This window comes from Brucella sp. TWI559, from assembly GCF_039674265.1.
Taxonomy (GTDB): domain Bacteria; phylum Pseudomonadota; class Alphaproteobacteria; order Rhizobiales; family Rhizobiaceae; genus Brucella; species Brucella chromiisoli.
In genome coordinates this window covers 1-18,361 of sequence record NZ_JBDJNE010000030.1, presented here as the reverse complement: position 1 = coordinate 18,361, position 18,361 = coordinate 1, and the positions used below count along the sequence as shown (strand labels likewise).

Here is an 18,361-nt window from a genome sequence, read left to right as displayed (position 1 = left end):
GCGTTCTGTAAGTTCATAGCGGCGACGTGACATCAAAGACCTCCAAATCCGAAACCTTTGAATCACTAATCCATTCAAATAGCTAGACTATTTATGAGTGCACGACCTAGATGTCCCCTTTGATTTTAGACAATAGGAGTTTTTCGGCGGAAAGAGATTTTCCGTCGTGCTAAGAACAAGCTGCTGGAACTCGCTGAAACCGGCCACCTGTTATGGCTGTGAATGCTGGATTACGTGCCTGATAGGAGCGAAGCGCTCCTCCCCATCATCAACTCAGATCCCCATCTGGATTTCCACTGCATAATTTCCGAAAATTGAAACCGTTTAAGGTAAAATTACGCAGCAAGTATAAAGTGTTAGAGTGACCTTTATGTGCCTGGCAGGCACATGGCGTTCTAAAGCTTGCAGTGACGTGCCATCATTTCGGCAACGTCTTCCCGCCCCTCTTCGCGCAGTTTTTTGATTGCAGCACTCATATCTGCCGACCGTTCGTCCTGCCCGAGCTTGAACTTGATTTCCATCTTCTCAATCGGCATTTCGTAGCCAACGATATTGGGCAGACGCCGTTCCAGACCGCCGGGGCCGAGTTCCTTCATCTGCCAGGGCTTGTCACGACCCTTTTCCATATGCTTGACAAGCTCGTGAAGATGTTTGGCGGTCGCTGCTTCCGACAGGATTTTGGGCGTGCCGTGGATATGAGCAACCATGAAGCTCCAGGTCGGCGCGCTGTCCCTTTCCGGATAACCCGGATACCAGGACGATGACACATAATGACCCGCATCCATCAGGATTGCGATTGATGGCAGGCTGCGCTTCAGAAACTCAACATGATCGTTGGATGCTGCAACATGCGAAACCAGCGTACCGTTTTCGCCGCGTGTCCGATCCATCATGAAGACAGGGTGCGATATCGCAACGCCACCCTCATGACTGGTGATCAAAGTGCCAAGCACCGTTCTGTCAACGAGATCGAAAACCTCGGTCGTATCGGACGGTTGGAAATAGGGCTTTGTGTAGAGCATCGCTTGTCTCTTGATTTCAGGCGTGAATGGCGGGCAGACGATCAGACCATGGACACATGGCTTCTAACTGACCTGCCAGTTCGAATAGCAAATTTTCGCCCCCATAAGGGGCAATGAACTGGCTGCCAATCGGGAAACCATCAGATGTTTCATGCAGTGGAACACTCATTGCAGGCAGGCCGGCGGCATTGACCGGATGGGTAAAGGTCGTCAGGTCCAGAAACTGTCGGGCAAAGCCCTTCCAATCGGCTGAGCGCACGTCGAGCATGCCAAGCGGAAACGATCCAATCGGCATAACCGGGCTTAGCACCACATCGCATTCTTCAAACAGACGACCAAAACTGCGCGCCGTACTGTTCGCCGTCAAACGCGCATGAATAACCTCTGTGGCGGTCAAGCCATAGCCGTAAGCAGCCAATCCCAGATTTGATGGCTCAAAATAAAGATCATTAGCGGGCTTCGCCGTTGTTGCGGCAACATCCGCCACTTCAATTGCCGTGTAAACGGCGATCAGTTTTTGTATGGCGTCTGCAAGCCGAACACCGTCAAAATCAGGCTTGACCCAAACGACGCTATGCCCGAGTTGTTCGCACAGCGCAATCGTTGCCTCCAGTGCTGCAACTGCCTGCTCGTCCAGATCATGACGGAGATCAGACTGTTGCCAGAGACCGATACGAAGCCTTCGCGGTGCCGTTCTGACACTGTCGACGAACAAGTCTTTTTTGGCCGGGGCCGCATAAAGCGAACCCGGTTCCAGCGCATCTGTGAGATCCAGCATCATCGCGGAATCACGAACCGAACGCGTCAAAACATGATGGCTGACCATTCCGCCCCAGTTTTCTGTCGAGACCGGACCGCAGGGGACACGCCCGCGTGACGGGCGCAGCCCGAAAAGTCCGCCACAAGATGCGGGAATGCGGATCGAGCCGGCTCCGTCATTGCCATAGGCCACAGGCACCATACGTGCAGCAACTGCCGCTGCTGCACCGCCAGAAGAACCGCCAATGCTGCGTTTTATATCCCAGGGATTAAGCGCCGGACCATGCAGCGAGGATTCCGTTGCGATGTTACAGGAAAATTCAGGCAGATTGGTTTTACCCACCACCACCAAACCAGCCGACTTATAGCGTTTGACGAGTTCATGATCGCGCTGCGAGGTATTTCCCTCTGCGGCCCGACACCCAAAGGACATCGCTGCACCGGCATAGGAAGGACAATCATCCTTCAGCAGCACAGGAACACCACTGAGCGGACCCTCCGGCAACACTTTAAGCTGTTCTTCCGCCTGGTCGCGCATCTCATAGATCACCGCATTCAGATCGGGATTGCAACGATCAATTGCTGCAAATGCCTCCTGAACAGCCTCACGCGGCGACAGAATTTTTGCGCGAATGGCCTCTCCCAGACCGACCGCATCGGTCCGGGTGTAGTCAAAGGATGTAGACGTCATGGGTTTATCCCAATGCTAAGCCCGCAAAGCGGAGCGTTTTACTGTTCCTTGCTGATCATCCAGAAGCGATCTGTATCGCCAGCCCAGCCTTTGTAATTATTCACCTTGGGACCAGTCGCCGTGATGGACGGCAAATTGACCAGACCAAGGATCGGAACCTGCTCACCCATCAGAGTGTTGAGTTCGTTAAAGAGCTTCTTGCGTTCTTCGACGTCGCTTTTCGCAGAAACTTGGCTGAGAAGGTCTTCAGCCTTGGCATCGTCCCACTGGCGTGCGGCATCGACCTTCTTGTCACCAATCATCGACTGGAAAGACAGCAGCGGATCAAGGCGGGCTGAATAAGCGAAAACCGCAAGTTCATAGGCGCCACGGCGATACTGGTCGAGCTGGGTCGCCCAGTCACGCACTTCGAGCTGCGCATTGATGCCGGAGGCTGCAAGGAATGCCTGAATGATCGTGGCAACCTGCACACGATTCTGGCGGTTGGCAACCAGAAGGCTGATCGGTTCTCCCTTATATCCGGCCTTGGTCAGCAGTTCCTGCGCTTTGGCTGGATCATATACAGGCCAGGCAGCCGCCTGATTATCCGAATAGATGGTGTTTGGTGCAATCACCGATGGGTTCGGTGTATACATCCCCTCGCCTATGGCGGCGGCAAGCTGATTAAGATCAATTGCATGAGCAATCGCCTGCCGCATCTGTGGATCTTTCAGCTTATCGGAAGCGGACTGAATCTGAAGCACCATCCATGCAGGCGTCTGCTGCACATTAACCTTCATGCCTTTTGCTTCCAGGTCCTTGACGCCTGTTGGCTCCACTTCGTCGATGAAGTCGATCTCACCGGAAAGCAAACCATTGGTGCGGGTGCTTGAATCAGGAACAGTCATGAACTGAATGGTCTTTACATGACCTTTCTTGTTCCCCACCAGACCGTCGACATCGCCGGGCAGAGCCGCGTAATCATCGAAACGGGTCAGGTCCAGATAACGACCACGCTCCCATTTGGAAAAAGCATAGGGACCGGTGCCAATCGGCTTTACAAACTTGCCATCTGCATCAACGGATTCCGGGCTCAATATCCATGGCGTGCACTGGATGGTAGCCATGGTAATGACGAAGTTTGGCGCAGGTGCCGCAAAGCTGAAGCGCACCGTGCTGTCATCAACAGCCTCGACCGACTTCAATTCGGAATCGACCTTGCCATTATAGCGATTGACGCATTGAAACGCTGTATCCGGCTTGAGATAGCGCTCGAAATTCCAGACGACATCCTTGGCGGTCAGGTCTTTGCCATTCTGGAACTTGACGCCTTTGCGCAGCTTGAATTCATAGACTGTATGATCGGCATTTGTGGTCCAGCTCTCGGCCAACATCGGCTTGATGGCAAGATCGTCACCATAAGCCACCAGACCTTCGGCGATATGGGCTACAACCATATCGGCATTGGCATCGCGATTGACGCCCGGATTGATGCTTGCCACATCTGAATGAATGGCGACGCGCAAGGTCTCATCGTCCGCAGCATGTGCCTGGAAGGATGTGGCGCTGAGACCAAGAAGCGCAATGCCGAATGCAGAGCGCAGTGAAATTGGATTGAACATTTTGGTTTCCCCTTTTTGTTTTTAATTTTACGGCCTGATCAGCTTTGCGACCTCAGCACATCCGCGAAAAATGCCTCGACCGGCTCCAGCACTTTGAAAGGCTCGTGAGCCACACCCGGAACTCTGTCCTTGCGAACCGCAATACCGTGAGCTTCAAACGACCTGGCCAGTGCTTCAATACGGTCGATCCGGCAATCACCCTGAAGGTCGGCGCCGTCCATCCAGAAGGCGCTGTCACGCGGAATGGCGATTTCCCAGGTCGCGGTATCTTCCTGACCAATCACTGTTTGAACGCTCACGCTTCTCATCGCTTCAAGATCAATGCGGCAGCCAAAACGTGCTTCGACATCGCGAATGCCGACCCACCAGTCATAATCAGAATTGAGCAGGGTCACGACGCCCGGCGCTCCGATAGAGACGGCCTTGAGCCTGTGGGGATGCAGCATGAAAAAGCGCTGGCAGAACTGCCCGCCGCCCGAAAAACCGTACATGATGGCGCGATTGCTTTTAAGGCGATATTTGGCGGCCACTTCGTCGATCATCGACAGCAGAATATGATCAAAGCGAATGCCGTGAAACTCGATGCGCTTGTAGTTGGCAAGATCGTCCTGCACGACGATGCCAGCAGGGAACAGCGGTGCCAGTACAATGCAGCGGTTTTTTTGCGCAAAACTTGCAAAGTGATCGCGGTATTGTGCCGCCGTCCGCCCCGTTCCGTGAATGATCACGATCAGTTCGTGCGTCTCGGTGCCGTCCTCGTTATAGTCTTCAGGGACATAAAGGCAGTAGCTGAAACGCTGATCGAATTGGCTTGCAAAAAACGTGGTCGCTCCGAAATCGTAGAAGCTGAGTTTTTTGCCATGGCCCTGCCGCTTGGTGGCAGGCTTTTCCTCAGTGGTGGACATGACCGCCCTCCTCTCCGGATTTCCTATTTGCATTATCGCCGCGCCATTTGAGTTTGACGCCACCCTCGTCCGTCAGTTCGAGCATCGGAATGGCTGACAAAAGACGGCGGGTATAATCGTTCTGCGGCGCGTCGAAAATCTCGTCACGCGTTCCCTGTTCGATAATGCGTCCGTCATTCATGACGATCACACGATCAGCAATTTGTTCAACCACACCCAGATCATGGGTAATGAACAGGCAACCGAAGCCATAGCTTTGCTGGAGCTTTGCGAAGAGATCGAGAACCTGCGCACGCACCGTTACGTCAAGTGCCGAGACGGCTTCATCGGCAATGACAAAAGCCGGACGGCGCACGAGCGCGCGCGCAATCGCCACACGCTGACGCTGACCACCCGACATTTCATGCGCATAACGATTGGCATAATCTCCACCGAGGCCAACATCCTCGAGTGTTTCGGTAACACGGTCCGCTTTCTGGCTGGACGAAAGCTCTTTCGAGAAGCGCAGCGCCTCACCGACCAGCGCGCCCACTTTCATCCGCGGGTCGAGCGATGAATACGGGTCCTGAAACACCATCTGCGTGTGATAACGATAATCCTGATAATGGGATGAACGTCTCTCGACAGGCTGTCCCTTGAACAGCAACTTCCCTTCGCTCGGCTTGATTAGCCCGGCCATCACGCGTGCGGCTGTGGTCTTGCCCGAACCGGAGCCGCCAACCACGGCAACAACCTCGTTTGGCATAACGTCAATCGTAATCCCGTGCAGGGCTCGCTTTCCGCCAGCTTTCTTGAACCAGCCGCCCCGACCTTCAAAATCAACCACAAGATCGCGCACGCTGATCAGCGGTTCAGCTTTTGGAATAGTGCGCGCAGGCCCACGAACCGGCAATGTCGAGAGCAGTTTACGGGTGTAATCATGCTGGGGCCTTGCCAGAACATCAGCGGTATCGCCCGTTTCAACCACTTCGCCATGGCGCATCACAACCACACGGTTGGAATAGCGCGCGATCATTGGAAGATCGTGGCTGATGAGCAAAACGGTGGTGCCACGTTCTCGCGTGAGATCGACCAGCAACTCCATGACCTCGCGCTGGATAACCGCATCAAGCGCAGTGGTCGGCTCATCCGCAATCAGCAGATCGGGCTTCATCAGCATTGCGCAGGCGATCATGATGCGCTGGCGCATTCCGCCTGAGAACTCATGTGGAAACGCCTCAATCGCCCGATCAGGATCGGCAATACCGACACGCAACAACATGGCTCTGATCCAGTCAGCATATTGCGCTTTCTCAGCCGGAAAATGCAGTTCAAGCCCTTCTTCAAGCTGCCGCCCGATGGTCAGCGATGGGGTAAGCGAAGTCATTGGCTCCTGAAAGATCATGGCAATGCCATCACCGCGAAGGCCGCGCAAAGCAGCTGGCGACATCGTTGACACGTTCTGCCCCTTGAAGCGGATCGCACCATGACTTGTTTTGATCGACGACGGAACCAGCCCCATGACCGCCCGCGCAAGCATGGTTTTGCCGGAGCCGGATTCACCAACGATACCGAGAATTTCGCCAGCATTTATAGAGAAGGAAGCGCGTTTGACGATCTCCAGCGCACTGTCACCAACACGCAGACTCACATCGTCGATTTGAAGCAGGGGGGCGGAAGTCATGAGCGCTTCCTCATGCGTGGGTCGAGGCGGTCGCGCAACGCGTCACCAAGAAGATTAATACCAAGCAGCGACAGCGAAATTGCAAGGCCGGGGAAAATACCGAGCCAAACGGCCTGCTCAATGAAATTGCGGCTTCCGGCCAGCATATTGCCCCATGTCGGCGCTGGCGGCGGCACGCCCAGCCCCAGAAAGCTGAGCGAGCTTTCTGCGAGAATTGCCCAGCCGCACATCGACGTTGCCATGACCAGAACCGGTGCCAGACAGTTGGGCAGAATATGACGCACCATCGTATAGATTTCCGAATTCCCCATGACGCGGGAAGCCTCAACGAACTCCCGTTCACGCAGGCTCAAAACCGTGCCACGGACCACGCGGATCACCGAAGACATATAGGCCAGAGCAAGCGCTAAGATGATGCCATTCTTGTTGGCGCCAAAGACGGCCAGCAAACCAAGCGCCATCAATATGCCGGGGAATGCAAGCAGTGCATCATTGACCATCATCAGTATCCGGTCAAACCAGCCGCGCAAAAAGCCACTGAGAGCCCCGACAAGCACACCGCCGAGCGTGGCAAGGAAGACTGTAAACACGCTGATCGAAACGCTGGCCGATGCGCCTCTCATAAGACGGCTCAGCTGGTCGCGCCCAAATTCATCCGTACCCAGCCAATGGGCTGCACTTGGCGGTGCAAGACGCGCGGCAAAGTCCAGCGCGAGCGGGTTATAAGGCGTCCAGAAGGAACCGACTACCGCTATCGTGAGAAGCGTAGCGGTCAGAGTTCCGCCGATCAGTGCGTTGAGAGAGATGTTTTTCATTTCGCCGTCACCTTCGGGTCGAAGAACGGATAGAGAAGGTCCACGATCAGATTGACCAGCACATAAACGCAGGCTGTGAACAGCAAGCAGCCCTGAATGACGGGATAATCGCGAGCAAAGATCGCATCAACCAGAAGCCTGCCAAGTCCGGGAATCGTGAAAACCGTTTCCACAACTGCAATACCGCCAAGTAGATTGCCAAGGATCAGCCCCAACAATGTCCAGGTCGGGCCAAACGCATTACGGAAAGCATGACGCCACATCACGGTTGCTTCCGACAGTCCCTTGGCGCGGGCATGGGTAATGTAATCGAGATTGAGCACTTCAAGCGTCGAGGCGCGCGCCATGCGCAGGATGACGCCGATTTCATGCAGAAACAGTGTGGTGATCGGCAGAACCAGATAGAGAAACGCTTTCCATGGGTTCTCTCCGAAACTGACATAGCCGACAATCGGCAACCAGCCGAGCTTGAGGCCAAAGGCCAGCAACAAGAGCAAGCCCATCCAGAATGCCGGAACCGAAAGCAGCAAAGTGGCACAGGTCACAAGCGTCAGATCGGTCAGGCTGTTCTGCTTCCATGCTGCGATCATTCCGAGCGGAACAGCGACAAGCGTCGAAAGCACCACCGCAGACAACACAATACGCGCACTCACCGAAAAGCGCTCCAGAACCAGCGGCAGCACCGGCTGCTGGTTGGCAATCGAAATGCCAAGATCGCCATGCAAAACGTTACCGCCCCAGATCAGAAACTGGGTGAAGATGCTGTGATTGAGGCCCAGTTGCTCGCGCAGCGCAGCCAGCGTCGCAGCATCCGCAGAATCACCCAGCATCAGGGCTGCTGGATCGCCCGGTATCAACCGAACGATCACAAACACAGCCACTGCCACGATCAGCAATGTTGGGATGGCCATGCCTATTCTGGAGAGCGCAAAGCGCAGCATTTCTTTAGCCTTCGATAAAGAGGGATTGCGCGCGCGGCGCGGCATCGGACGGTAACGGCGTATAATCTTGTAGACAGTAGGTCGCAAACTGGCGGTTCAAGGCCGGCAACGGCGCAATTTCCATGATGCCAAGCGCTGCTTCCATCACCACCATGGCAACTGTAGCCGTGATATTGTCGTGATTGCCGGGACGCGGCGGGCGGCAGACTGCATAAGGTGTCAGGAAGTCGTCAAACAGCGCTTCCTTCAGCTCTTTGCGGCCAATTTTTCCACCATGCGATTCAAGAGACTGTCGAACGCGCCAATCACGATAGAAGCTTTCAGGCACAAACGGGATACCGGTGTCGCGCAGCTTCGTCAGCGCAATTGGGCTGACCCAATGGTTGGCGTGAACGATCAGATCATTCTCCGGCAGGATCGGAAAGGATTCATCCGGCGCGCATTCAAAATCGATGCCGAAACCGGCGCTCGTCGCAATCATGATATTGTTTGAGCAGGATTTTGGTGTCGAAGCCACAGCCTTGATTGCTTTTGCAAAATGCTCTTGCTCCAGCACCTTGCGGCGCACCAGACCCAGAGGAACGCCCAGCTTCTTATAGTCGCGTTCGCATTCAAGATAATTTGCAGTAATCGAAATGCCAGCCTCATTGAAGCCGCTGCGCGCCAGACCACCAGCCTCGACAAACGTCACAAAATCGGGACCGTTATTGTTGCGGACACGCAGCACAATACCGGTTTCCACACATTCAGAACGCCAGTCCCAGTTCTGGCCGTGAACCAGATTACCAGAAGCACTTTTTGCAGGCATGATGAGAGCGCCGGTGCAGCCATCATCCTGCTCTTCGGGATCAGGCGAACCCGTTTCCGCACGCGCCATCGCAACAACTTCCGTGCGCGCATTGATCATGACGATCTGCTCAAATGGCACATCCGCACCTTTGGCGATGCCGCGCATTTCCTCGACATAGGACGCGTCGAATTCTTCAATCCGACCTGCGAATTCTTCGATGAGGCTTTGCCTGCGTTCTGGCGAAAGACCAAATGCATCGAGCGTGCCGGAATAAAGACCTGCGCTGCGCCGAATGCGTTCTCCTGCCAGCACCCCATATTGGCGCCCGCGCTCTTCCGGTGCGCCCGAAACGGTAATGAATGGAAATGGGGTAACTGACATACTCAATCCATATTTTGTATTTTGTATCTTCTTAATACAATTCACATTCAATCATTGCGGAGTCAACAGTTTTTTATTATAATATGAAACAATTTGATTTATACCCTTCCTACAGAGAGTCAGCCTGTCATTCCAATGGGATAGGCTATACGAGAAAGAAATAGCCTATTGCGAAATATCCCGTATTCTTTGAGCATAGGCTCATGGGAGAGCACACATTCAGAGGGCGATGCGCGTGAATATGGACGTTAAGAGATCAACGGAAGGCGAATCCGGCCTGAGCAGTCTTCAGGCGGAGGTTGCGCATAAAATGATCTCGCTCATATCCGCTGATCGCTGGAATATCGGCGATCGGCTGTCGGATGCGGCCATTGCAAAAGAGCTTCGTGTGTCGCGCTCACCCGTGCGTCAGGTGCTCAATCTTCTTGTGCAGCAGGGTATTGTCAGCCAGACACCCAATCGCGGTTATCAGCTGCACCACATTCCTGAGCCAGACGAACTCAACGACAATCTACTGCCGCCATCGGAGTCCGAAGAGCTCTACCGGCGTCTGATGAGCGCGCGCGCCTCTGGCGCAGTTGGCGATGAAGTGTCCGAAGCCGAACTTGCTGATCAACTGGGCGCAACACGAGGCGCAGTGCGCAGGGTTTTAATGCGCTTTGCAACGGAAGGTCTGGCAGAACGCCTGCCCGGTCATGGATGGCGATTTGCCGAGTCGCTCGACAATGAACGCGCCGTCAATGAAAGCTATGCTTTCCGTCTTGTGATCGAATGTGGCGCTCTCGCTCAGGCGGAATACACCCCTGACCAAAGCCAGCTTGCTGCTCTCCAACGTGAGCAAAAAGAGATACTGGCCTTGCCGCTTCAAAGCCTCACAAGAGATATTTGGTTCAACGCCAATGCAAATTTCCATGAAACCATCGTTTCTTGGGCAAATAATCGCTTTTTCACGCAATCAGTTCGCTGGCAAAACCATTTGCGCCGTATGACGGAATACTCTGACTTTGACCTTTTGGGTGAAGAGCGGATCCGGAAGGCTTGTAAGGACCACTTAGGCATTCTGGAAGCAATCGAAAGCAAGGATTTTGAATTCGCCTCTGCATTGCTTAAGCGCCACATTAGTCGGTCTGGTGCTGAAGATATCTACTGAGAATAGTGAACTTTGTCGTAAAGACTTCGGCTATCGATCGGAGGGCGTTTTATTCCGCATCAGCTGCTCACGCAGGCATCGAAGTGGCGCTATGCTATGATCCGCAAGAAACAATTTGTAAATGACAATCGCTCGCCATTTTAAATCTTTACGGGACTTGCAGCATAAGTGCGTCTAAAAATAAGGCCGCATATCCCCTACCAAAAACTTTGCGTCACAACTCCTGTGGATGGCATTGATGACAATTGTGTTTGCACCATAAACGCCGTCACCGCCTGCTCCGCCAACACCACCTGAAATTTCAGCGTCCAGTACTTTCTGGAGAGCGGAATTGGATATATTAAGTCCATAGACCCCCGAGCCAATATCTCCCCCCGTTACCAGCATTAACAATAAAAGAATTTTTATAGCAAATAATACCAAGCTATATGTTAGGTATTTCTAATTTCTATAAATGTATTAAATTCCTCATAATGAATAGATTCTTTGGGTGCCAATAATGAATTTTCGATTTCATGTCACGTCTATAAGAATATTGTGACTGTCATGCTCGTCTTTCTGTTGGGTTTATGTGCATTCAAAATGGCACAAGCTGGCTCGTCATGCCTTGCAAATGAACAGCTTGATGGACCAATCAGAGGTCTCCTGTCTTTGCAGGCATCTTTGGGAAATGGACAAAGGGCAACAGTCTATAGCTCATCGCGTAATTGTTTTAAAAGACTGGGCTCTTTTTACCTGCTGAAAAATTTACGTCAGAGCCGAAATATGAGTCGTTGTGGCAAGACACATCATCAGTTTGCGGGCGATGGCGAGCCATGAGCGCAAACCCAAGCCGTATTCACCCGAAGGAAACGTGCAAACCAGCAATCGCACTCAAGGATGTGCAGATTTCGTTCACGTTGGCCGATGGCTGTCGCTTCGATGCTGTTGCCGAAAGCAATCTTGACGTTGCTGAAAACGAATTTGTGGCAATTGTCGGTTCAACCGGCTGCGGAAAATCGACATTGCTCAATGTCGTTGCCGGACTTCTCGTGCCTGCCAGCGGTAGCGTCGAAATCAGCGGCCAGCGGCTGCAAGGGCTTAATCGCAAGGCAGGCTATCTCTTCCAGCAGGATGCTCTCATGCCCTGGAAGACCGTGCTGGACAACGTCTCCATCGGGCTGGAAATTGGTGGCACGCCAAAGGCTCATGCGCGCGAGCAGGCGCGTGACTGGCTTGATCGCGTCGGTCTTACAAGTTTCGGTGATCGCTATCCGCATATGCTATCGGGTGGACAGCGCAAGCGCGTCAGCCTTGCGCAGGTGCTGATCCGCAATCCGAAATATCTGCTGATGGATGAACCCTTCGGCCCACTTGATGCGCAGACGCGTATCATCATGGGGGACCTTCTCCTCGACCTTTGGTCACGGGACAAGAAAGCGGTGATATTCGTAACACACGATTTGGAAGAAGCAATCGCGCTGGCTGATCGCGTTGTCATCATGTCTGCCGGGCCGCGTGCCCGCATCATGGCGGAATATAAAATTCCCCTCGCCCGCCCGCGCGCGATTTCCGAAATTCGTCTCGACGACCAGTTTCACGAAATTCATCGCGAAATATGGAGCGTGCTCAAAGAAGAGGTTCTCAAGGGTTATCAGCAGACGGGTGAGCGAAAAAAATGAAAAAACCTATGCTGTTTCTGGCGCAGCTCAGCGTGGCTGTCTTCTTTATTCTGATCTGGCACCTCTTCACCGCGACCCATCTGCTGGGCAACCCGGTCAAGGCAAGGTTCTTCTTTGCAACGCCGGGCGATGTGGCACAGCGTATCTATAAATGGTTTGCCGGCGCAACGATCTGGTATCATCTCGGCATTACCCTGCTTGAAGCCATGCTGGCCTTTGCTATCGGCGCAATCGGTGGTGTTTTGATCGGGTTTTGGTTTGCCCGCAAGCCTTTGCTCGCGGCAATCTTTGACCCCTATGTGAAGGCGGCTAACTCCCTGCCGCGCGTGGTGCTGGCGCCGATTTTTACGCTGTGGCTTGGCCTCGGCATCTGGTCGAAGGTAGCGCTTGGTGTATCGCTGGTCTTTTTCATCGTTTTCTTCAACGTCTATCAGGGCGTGAAGGAAGTGAACCAGACAATACTCGCCAATGCACGCATGCTGGGCATGAATGAGCGTCAACTCCTGCGCAACGTCTATCTGCCGTCCGCGCTGTCGTGGATGTTCTCAAGCCTGCATACAGCTGTCGGCTTTGCGGTCGTCGGCGCAGTCGTCGGGGAATATCTTGGTTCGTCAGCGGGGCTCGGCTACCTGATCCAGCAGGCGGAAGGCGTGTTCGACGTCACCGGCGTCTTTGCCGGCATGTTGGTGCTCATGGCATTCGTGCTTGTCATCGACTGGGGCGTATCCATCGTGGAAGCGCGCCTGCTTGTCTGGCGTCCGAAAGCTGCCGGTCAGTACGATGCTTAGAGCGCATCACGAAAAGTGTGAAAAGGTTTTCAGACAAGATACGCGTCAAAACAGATGGTTGGAGCTCATGTCTGTTTCAAAGCCGCAAGGAAATTCAAGGAGGATACTATGAGAACAACGCGTAGAGAGATATTGCTGGGCGCCGCCGCCTTTGGGCTTGCGGGTATCGCCTCACGCCTGCCCGCGCATGCGCAGGATGCATCCGCAACACCGGAAAAGTCGGAGCTGATGTTTGGTGTCGGCGGTAAGATGTTCTTCTATTCCCTTCCGCTCACCATTGCCGAGCGAAAAGGCTTTTTCGAAGAAGAAGGCATCAAGGCGACCATCAATGATTTTATTGGTGGCTCAAAGCCTTTGCAGGCGCTGATTGGTGGTTCGGTCGACTTGGTCACTGGCGCATATGAACATACCATTCGTATGCAGAACAAGGGGCTGGACATCAAAGCCATCTGCGAGCTTGGTCGTTTTCCGGGCATCTGCATCGGCGTGCGCAAGGACCTCGCCGACGAGATCAAGACGATTGCCGATCTCAAGGGCCAGAACGTCGGGGTCTCGGCGCCCGGCTCTTCGACCTCGCTGCTGTTGCAATATGCACTCATCAAAAATGGCCTCTCCGCAGACGCCGCTTCGATTATCGGTGTCGGCGGCGCCGCAAGTGCCATTGCGGCCATTAAAAATGGCGAAATCGCCGCCCTCGTCCATGTCGATCCGGCCATCATGCAACTGGAAGCGGATGGTGACATCACGCTGCTTCTGGATACGCGTACAGAAGAAGGCACACGCCAGCTTTTCGGTGGCACGAATCCGGGCGCGACCGTTTATGTGCAGCAAAGCTTCATCAATGCAAACCCGGTGACCACACAGCGCGTCGTCAATGCTTTCATTAAGGCGCTGAACTGGATTCACAAGGCTTCCGCCGATGATGTCGCTAATGCTGTGCCGGAAAAATATCTGCTGGGTGACCGCGCGCTGTACAAGACAGGCTTCGAGAAATCCCGTGCCATGTATTCCGAAAACGGCATGATTGCAGAAGACGGCTTCAAGAGCCTGTTCGAAATGCTCAAGCTTCTTGATCCGGAACTGGCAAATGCGGATATTTCATTTGCGCAGACATTCGATCCACGCTTCGTGAAAGCGGCAAAGGTATAAATTTGTTTTGGGCGGGGGCAACCGGGAAATTGGCCTCACAGCTTGCGTTCACAGCAATTATAAAAGATTGAACAACAGAGCCAATTCACTATTAACTTCAAATTATTATTATTAGTTTCCACACTTTCTGTAGACTATAGCAATATACATATTATAAATACTTATAATTAATATCCGGATTGCAGTAATCGCAACAGCCTTACTAGCGTCCTTTTATGCTCATGCTGATGAGGTTGGCAAAGCCGGCTTCGACGAGATCTTATCCCGTGGCATATTGAAAGTTGGAACCACTGGCGATTACAACCCTTTCACATTCAAAGACCCTAAAACCGGTGAATATCAAGGTTTCGATATCGACCTAGCAAAAAATCTCGCAAACGCGCTCGGTGTTCGTATTGAATTTGTTCCAACCAGTTGGCCGACTTTGACATAGGATTTTAACAGCCATAAATTCGATATCGCCATGGGAGACATATCAATCACGTTGGAACGTCAGAAAATGGGACTTTTCTCGTTTCCTTATTTGCAAGACGGTAAAGCGCCAATTGCACGCTGTGCGGATCACAATCAATACATTTCGCTTGCAGATATCGACAAGCCGAATGTCAAGGTAATCGTAAACCCAGGGGGGACAAATGAAAAATTTGTCCGTACCCACATTAAACATGCTCAAATTGCCCTATGGAATGACAACACCACAATTTTTGACCAGATCGCACAGGGGAAAGCAGACGTTATGATTACTGATGCATCTGAAACACGGCATCAGCAAGGTATCCATTCAGGGGTGCTATGTGGAATCAATCCAGATAAGCCTTTCAACTCATTTGAAAAAGCATACTGGATACAACCAATACCTTTCTTTGCTGCTTTCGTCGATCAGTGGTTACATCAATCAAAACGCGATGGCACTTATAAAGCAATATATCAAAAATAGTTCAAACAATCTGAATAGCCCCATGCCTTGCGACATACAGCCAATCTTTGCGGTAAAGATTTTAATCCCTTGCTGCAACGCGTAGGTAGTAGCGAACGGACGGACGGATTAAGCGAGTTTGACGGCGTGCCTACCGTAGCCCCAAAAAGCAACAAGGAGTTCGGCGCATGAGCAATCATCTATTCGACGCGATCCGCCTGGGCATCCGGCCTGACGCGCCTTTCCTTGAAACGTTGGGCGGCGCGACATGGACCTACGGCGACATGCTGAGGCACCCAGCTTAACTCTGGTCGCAATTATGCTGTAAGTGCTGTGAACTGTTGTTTGATTGAAAGCCTGCCGTTGAGGCGAAGACACCTTGCTGTTTTCGCATCATGTGAATGAGTTCGATGCCAGCAAAGGTGATGCTCGCCGCAGCTTACGGCTTGAAACCGAGCGTAGAGCGTGTGCGTCGTTTGATGCGGCAATGATCCTGCTCAATCGTGTTTTTCATGTATTTGCTGAAGGCCATCGGAAACATACCACCAGCCTAAGCCGAAGAGCGATGCACACCAGTTTGGGCACTCCAGTCGTGCCTCGGAACTTAAACCAAACGGTATCCGGAAAATCCGGCGCGGTTCAGTCCTCTGAACCCCTAACCTCATCAAATAGCTAATCTATTTATGAGTACACGGCCTAGGTCAAAAACCTTTAGATTGCTGATAATGTCGTTATCTTAGAAATTTATAGGCACCGCCATGATAAAGCAGTGGCTCTCCTTGGCCTGACACAATTTTAAGTGCACGGCCAATGATGATCGCATGGGTGTGGCGTTCAATGACATCTTCAACGGCGCAGTCAACTGATGCCAATGCTCCGTGAAGCGCCAAGGCGCCGCTTTCAAGCGTATACCATTCGGCATCTTCGTAACGTGCAGCCCCCTTAATGCCGCCTTTGCCAGAAAAGCGATCAGCAACGTCCTGCTGATCAGAAGACAGTATATTGACGCAGAAATGGTTATGGCGATTGATTACCGGCCAAACCGACGAACCCAAGTTGATATTCACAATGATCGTTGCTGGCTCAACGGATAAAGCTGTTGCCGATGTGACCGTTGCGCCTGTACGAGCTTCATCAAAACCTGCGGTGACAACGCTTACGCCGCCAGCGAGCTGACGCATAGCTGCTTTCAGCTCAAAGGGAGAGGCCCCTTCGTCTTTAAACTGTGGTAGAGTTTCCCGCAGATAGGTTACTGTCGAGACCATGTCTGTCCCTTACTCCAAATATTCGTTTCATTTCAAAGTAACAGTCCTGCTCGAACACACCCAGATTACGATTTCTATATTCTACAGAATTTGTAGAAAATTAAAATCAATGATATGCGAGACGGCACTGGCACGTTGTTCGACCTGAGCGTTTCGGGTAAACATGTATCGGTCTCTCCTGAGAGGAATGGAATTAGTCCTGAAGCCAGATGTCGTATGCGTTTTCAGGAAGCCGCTTAAAGGGACGGAAGCCGATGCCCTGAACGCGGGATGACGCGACGATCTGATCAGCTGGCACATAAAGCGGCAGGCCATAAGCCTGATCGAGCAGTGCAAAGCGTTGCAATTCTGCGTAGGTCTCAAAGCGCTTTTTGGGGTCGAGGGTGGAGGCACCCTGATTGAGCCATTCAGAGACCTTCGGGTCTTCAGTTCGGCTGTAATTGATCGAGCCGCCTTTATCGCGCGGCAGATAGTGGAAGTAGATCGTGACGCCGTTTTCCTGCGCCGTGGTCGAGTTTGGAATGATGCCGTATGCGCCGTCTTTCTGGCGGCTGGAATAGGTGCCGGCATCGACATATTGCAGCGCAATATCGATGCCCGCATTCTGTCGGGCCTGCGCCTGCACTGCTTGCAACAGAATGTCCCGCTGGTCGCGCACGGTGGATTGCGCCTGCACAACTTCAATCGTCAGGCGCTTGCCGTCTTTGGTCCGAAACCCGTCCGCATCGCGCTCGGTCCAACCCGCTTCATCAAGAAGCTTGTTAGCCAGCTCCGGGTTGAAACCGTAAGTGCCTTCAATCGACTTGTCGTAAAAGTCGGTATCGGCAGGCGTAAGAATGCCCCAGGCACGCGCACGTTCGCCCCGATAAACCGACTGAATGATGCGCTCAACATCAATTGCAGCCAGAACTGCCTTGCGCACATTGATGTCAAAAGTGGGCGCGCGGGTGATGTTGAGATAAAGCGTGTAAGGTGCTCCGGTGTTGATCGACGTTTGATAGCTAAACTCCGGGTTATCCTTGAAAAGCTGGGCGTCATTGCCCGAAATGCCTTCGGCTGCATCGATCTGCCCGGAAGTGAGTGCGCCAATACGCACTGAGGATTCAGGCAAAAAGCGATAGGTCACATCATCCAGATAAGCCGGCCCCTGATGCGCGGCATTTTCGGGTGCCCAATTATAATCCGGATTTTTCACAAAGCGGATTTCCTGACCCTTTACATAACGGTCGATGATAAAGGGGCCGGTTCCGGCAACTTCTGTACCACCAGCCTTAAGCTGTGCAGACTCAAAGGCTTTGGGTGAGATCAGTTCAATCCCCGCCGCGCCATCCAGAAGAGGCGCGTAAACACGGTCGAGTTTGATCACGACTGTAAGGGGATCAACTGCCTCTACTGAGCTGACGCGCGCAACATGGCCCGCACTGATGCTGCCCGAATAGGTCGGTTCTTTAAGCTTGGCAAAATTAAGCGCGACAGCCGCCGCATCAAACTTCTCCCCATCCGAAAACTTCACGCCGTCGCGAAGTTTAAACGTGTAGGTTTTGCCGTCCTCAGAAACTTCATAGCTCTTGGCGAGCCACGCTACATACCCCCCTCCGGTGTGCGGGCCAAAAGGGATTCATAGCTGTTGCGCAGAATGAGCTTGGCTTTCGCCTGACCATTCAAATGAGGGTTAAGTGTGCTTGGCTCTGTCTCGCCTCCCCATGTGAGCGAACCGCCGCTGACTGGCTCGGCTTTTGTCTGTGCAGCAGTTGCTGCTAGGTCGTGCACTCATAAATAGTCTAGCTATTTGAATGGATTAGTGATTCAAAGGTTTCGGATTTGGAGGTCTTTGATGTCACGTCGCCGCTATGAACTTACAGAA

13 protein-coding genes and 3 pseudogenes are annotated in these 18,361 nt (G+C 52.8%); 5 read left to right on the top strand and 11 right to left on the bottom strand.

The features are described 5' to 3' along the window. Positions 1-395: 395 nt before the first annotated feature. Genes ABE530_RS18540 through ABE530_RS18505 form a run of 8 tightly spaced genes read right to left on the bottom strand, consistent with a single transcriptional unit; the run spans position 396 to position 9,568 of the window. Complete coding sequence (locus ABE530_RS18540) at positions 396-1,022, bottom strand: FMN-binding negative transcriptional regulator (RefSeq protein ID WP_499695560.1); 627 nt, start codon at positions 1,020-1,022, stop codon at positions 396-398. Positions 1,023-1,038: 16 nt separating this feature from the next. Beyond that, positions 1,039-2,472: an amidase gene (locus ABE530_RS18535; RefSeq protein WP_499695559.1), complete on the bottom strand. Its 1,434-nt coding sequence runs from the start codon at positions 2,470-2,472 to the stop codon at positions 1,039-1,041. 38 nt (positions 2,473-2,510) lie between these two features. Continuing rightward, the gene (locus tag ABE530_RS18530; RefSeq protein ID WP_499695558.1) at positions 2,511-4,073 is read right to left on the bottom strand and encodes an ABC transporter substrate-binding protein; all 1,563 of its coding nucleotides are present in this window, start codon (positions 4,071-4,073) and stop codon (positions 2,511-2,513) included. Between the two features lie 38 nt (positions 4,074-4,111). Next, complete coding sequence (locus ABE530_RS18525) at positions 4,112-4,978, bottom strand: alpha/beta hydrolase (RefSeq protein WP_499695557.1); 867 nt, start codon at positions 4,976-4,978, stop codon at positions 4,112-4,114. Next, positions 4,965-6,641 (bottom strand): ABC transporter ATP-binding protein, encoded by a 1,677-nt coding sequence (locus ABE530_RS18520; RefSeq protein ID WP_499695556.1) that lies wholly within the window; start codon positions 6,639-6,641, stop codon positions 4,965-4,967. The genes ABE530_RS18525 and ABE530_RS18520 overlap by 14 nt, the downstream gene beginning before the upstream one ends. Beyond that, positions 6,638-7,456 (bottom strand): ABC transporter permease, encoded by an 819-nt coding sequence (locus ABE530_RS18515; protein ID WP_499695555.1) that lies wholly within the window; start codon positions 7,454-7,456, stop codon positions 6,638-6,640. The genes ABE530_RS18520 and ABE530_RS18515 overlap by 4 nt, the downstream gene beginning before the upstream one ends. Continuing rightward, the gene (locus tag ABE530_RS18510; RefSeq protein WP_265983919.1) at positions 7,453-8,397 is read right to left on the bottom strand and encodes an ABC transporter permease; all 945 of its coding nucleotides are present in this window, start codon (positions 8,395-8,397) and stop codon (positions 7,453-7,455) included. Before ABE530_RS18510 ends, ABE530_RS18515 begins: the two co-directional genes overlap by 4 nt. 4 nt (positions 8,398-8,401) lie before the next feature. Then, positions 8,402-9,568, bottom strand: a complete 1,167-nt coding sequence (locus ABE530_RS18505; RefSeq protein WP_499695554.1) for a C45 family autoproteolytic acyltransferase/hydrolase — start codon at positions 9,566-9,568, stop codon at positions 8,402-8,404. Positions 9,569-9,809: 241 nt separating this feature from the next. Here ABE530_RS18505 and ABE530_RS18500 point away from each other — a divergent pair, with 241 nt between their 5' ends. The 5 genes and pseudogenes from ABE530_RS18500 (at position 9,810) to ABE530_RS18480 (ending at position 15,253) form a co-directional block, all read left to right on the top strand. Next, positions 9,810-10,718, top strand: coding sequence for a GntR family transcriptional regulator (locus tag ABE530_RS18500; protein ID WP_499695561.1), 909 nt, complete (start codon positions 9,810-9,812; stop codon positions 10,716-10,718). An 815-nt stretch (positions 10,719-11,533) separates the two neighbouring features. Continuing rightward, on the top strand, positions 11,534-12,379 hold the full coding sequence (locus ABE530_RS18495; protein ID WP_499695553.1) for an ABC transporter ATP-binding protein: 846 nt from the start codon (positions 11,534-11,536) through the stop codon (positions 12,377-12,379). Further along, positions 12,376-13,167, top strand: coding sequence for an ABC transporter permease (locus ABE530_RS18490; protein ID WP_499695552.1), 792 nt, complete (start codon positions 12,376-12,378; stop codon positions 13,165-13,167). The genes ABE530_RS18495 and ABE530_RS18490 overlap by 4 nt, the downstream gene beginning before the upstream one ends. A gap of 108 nt (positions 13,168-13,275) precedes the next feature. Beyond that, on the top strand, positions 13,276-14,316 hold the full coding sequence (locus tag ABE530_RS18485; RefSeq protein ID WP_499695551.1) for an ABC transporter substrate-binding protein: 1,041 nt from the start codon (positions 13,276-13,278) through the stop codon (positions 14,314-14,316). A 274-nt stretch (positions 14,317-14,590) separates the two neighbouring features. Next, a pseudogene (locus ABE530_RS18480) lies at positions 14,591-15,253 on the top strand (transporter substrate-binding domain-containing protein). A 296-nt stretch (positions 15,254-15,549) separates the two neighbouring features. Here the strand turns inward: ABE530_RS18480 and ABE530_RS18475 are convergent. The 3 genes and pseudogenes from ABE530_RS18475 to ABE530_RS18465 form a co-directional block, all read right to left on the bottom strand. Beyond that, positions 15,550-15,758, bottom strand: a pseudogene (locus ABE530_RS18475) (DDE-type integrase/transposase/recombinase); the annotation flags it as partial. Positions 15,759-15,963: 205 nt separating this feature from the next. Beyond that, positions 15,964-16,497 (bottom strand): flavin reductase family protein, encoded by a 534-nt coding sequence (locus ABE530_RS18470; protein ID WP_499695550.1) that lies wholly within the window; start codon positions 16,495-16,497, stop codon positions 15,964-15,966. A gap of 193 nt (positions 16,498-16,690) precedes the next feature. After that, positions 16,691-18,267, bottom strand: a pseudogene (locus tag ABE530_RS18465) (ABC transporter substrate-binding protein). Positions 18,268-18,361 lie beyond the last annotated feature (94 nt).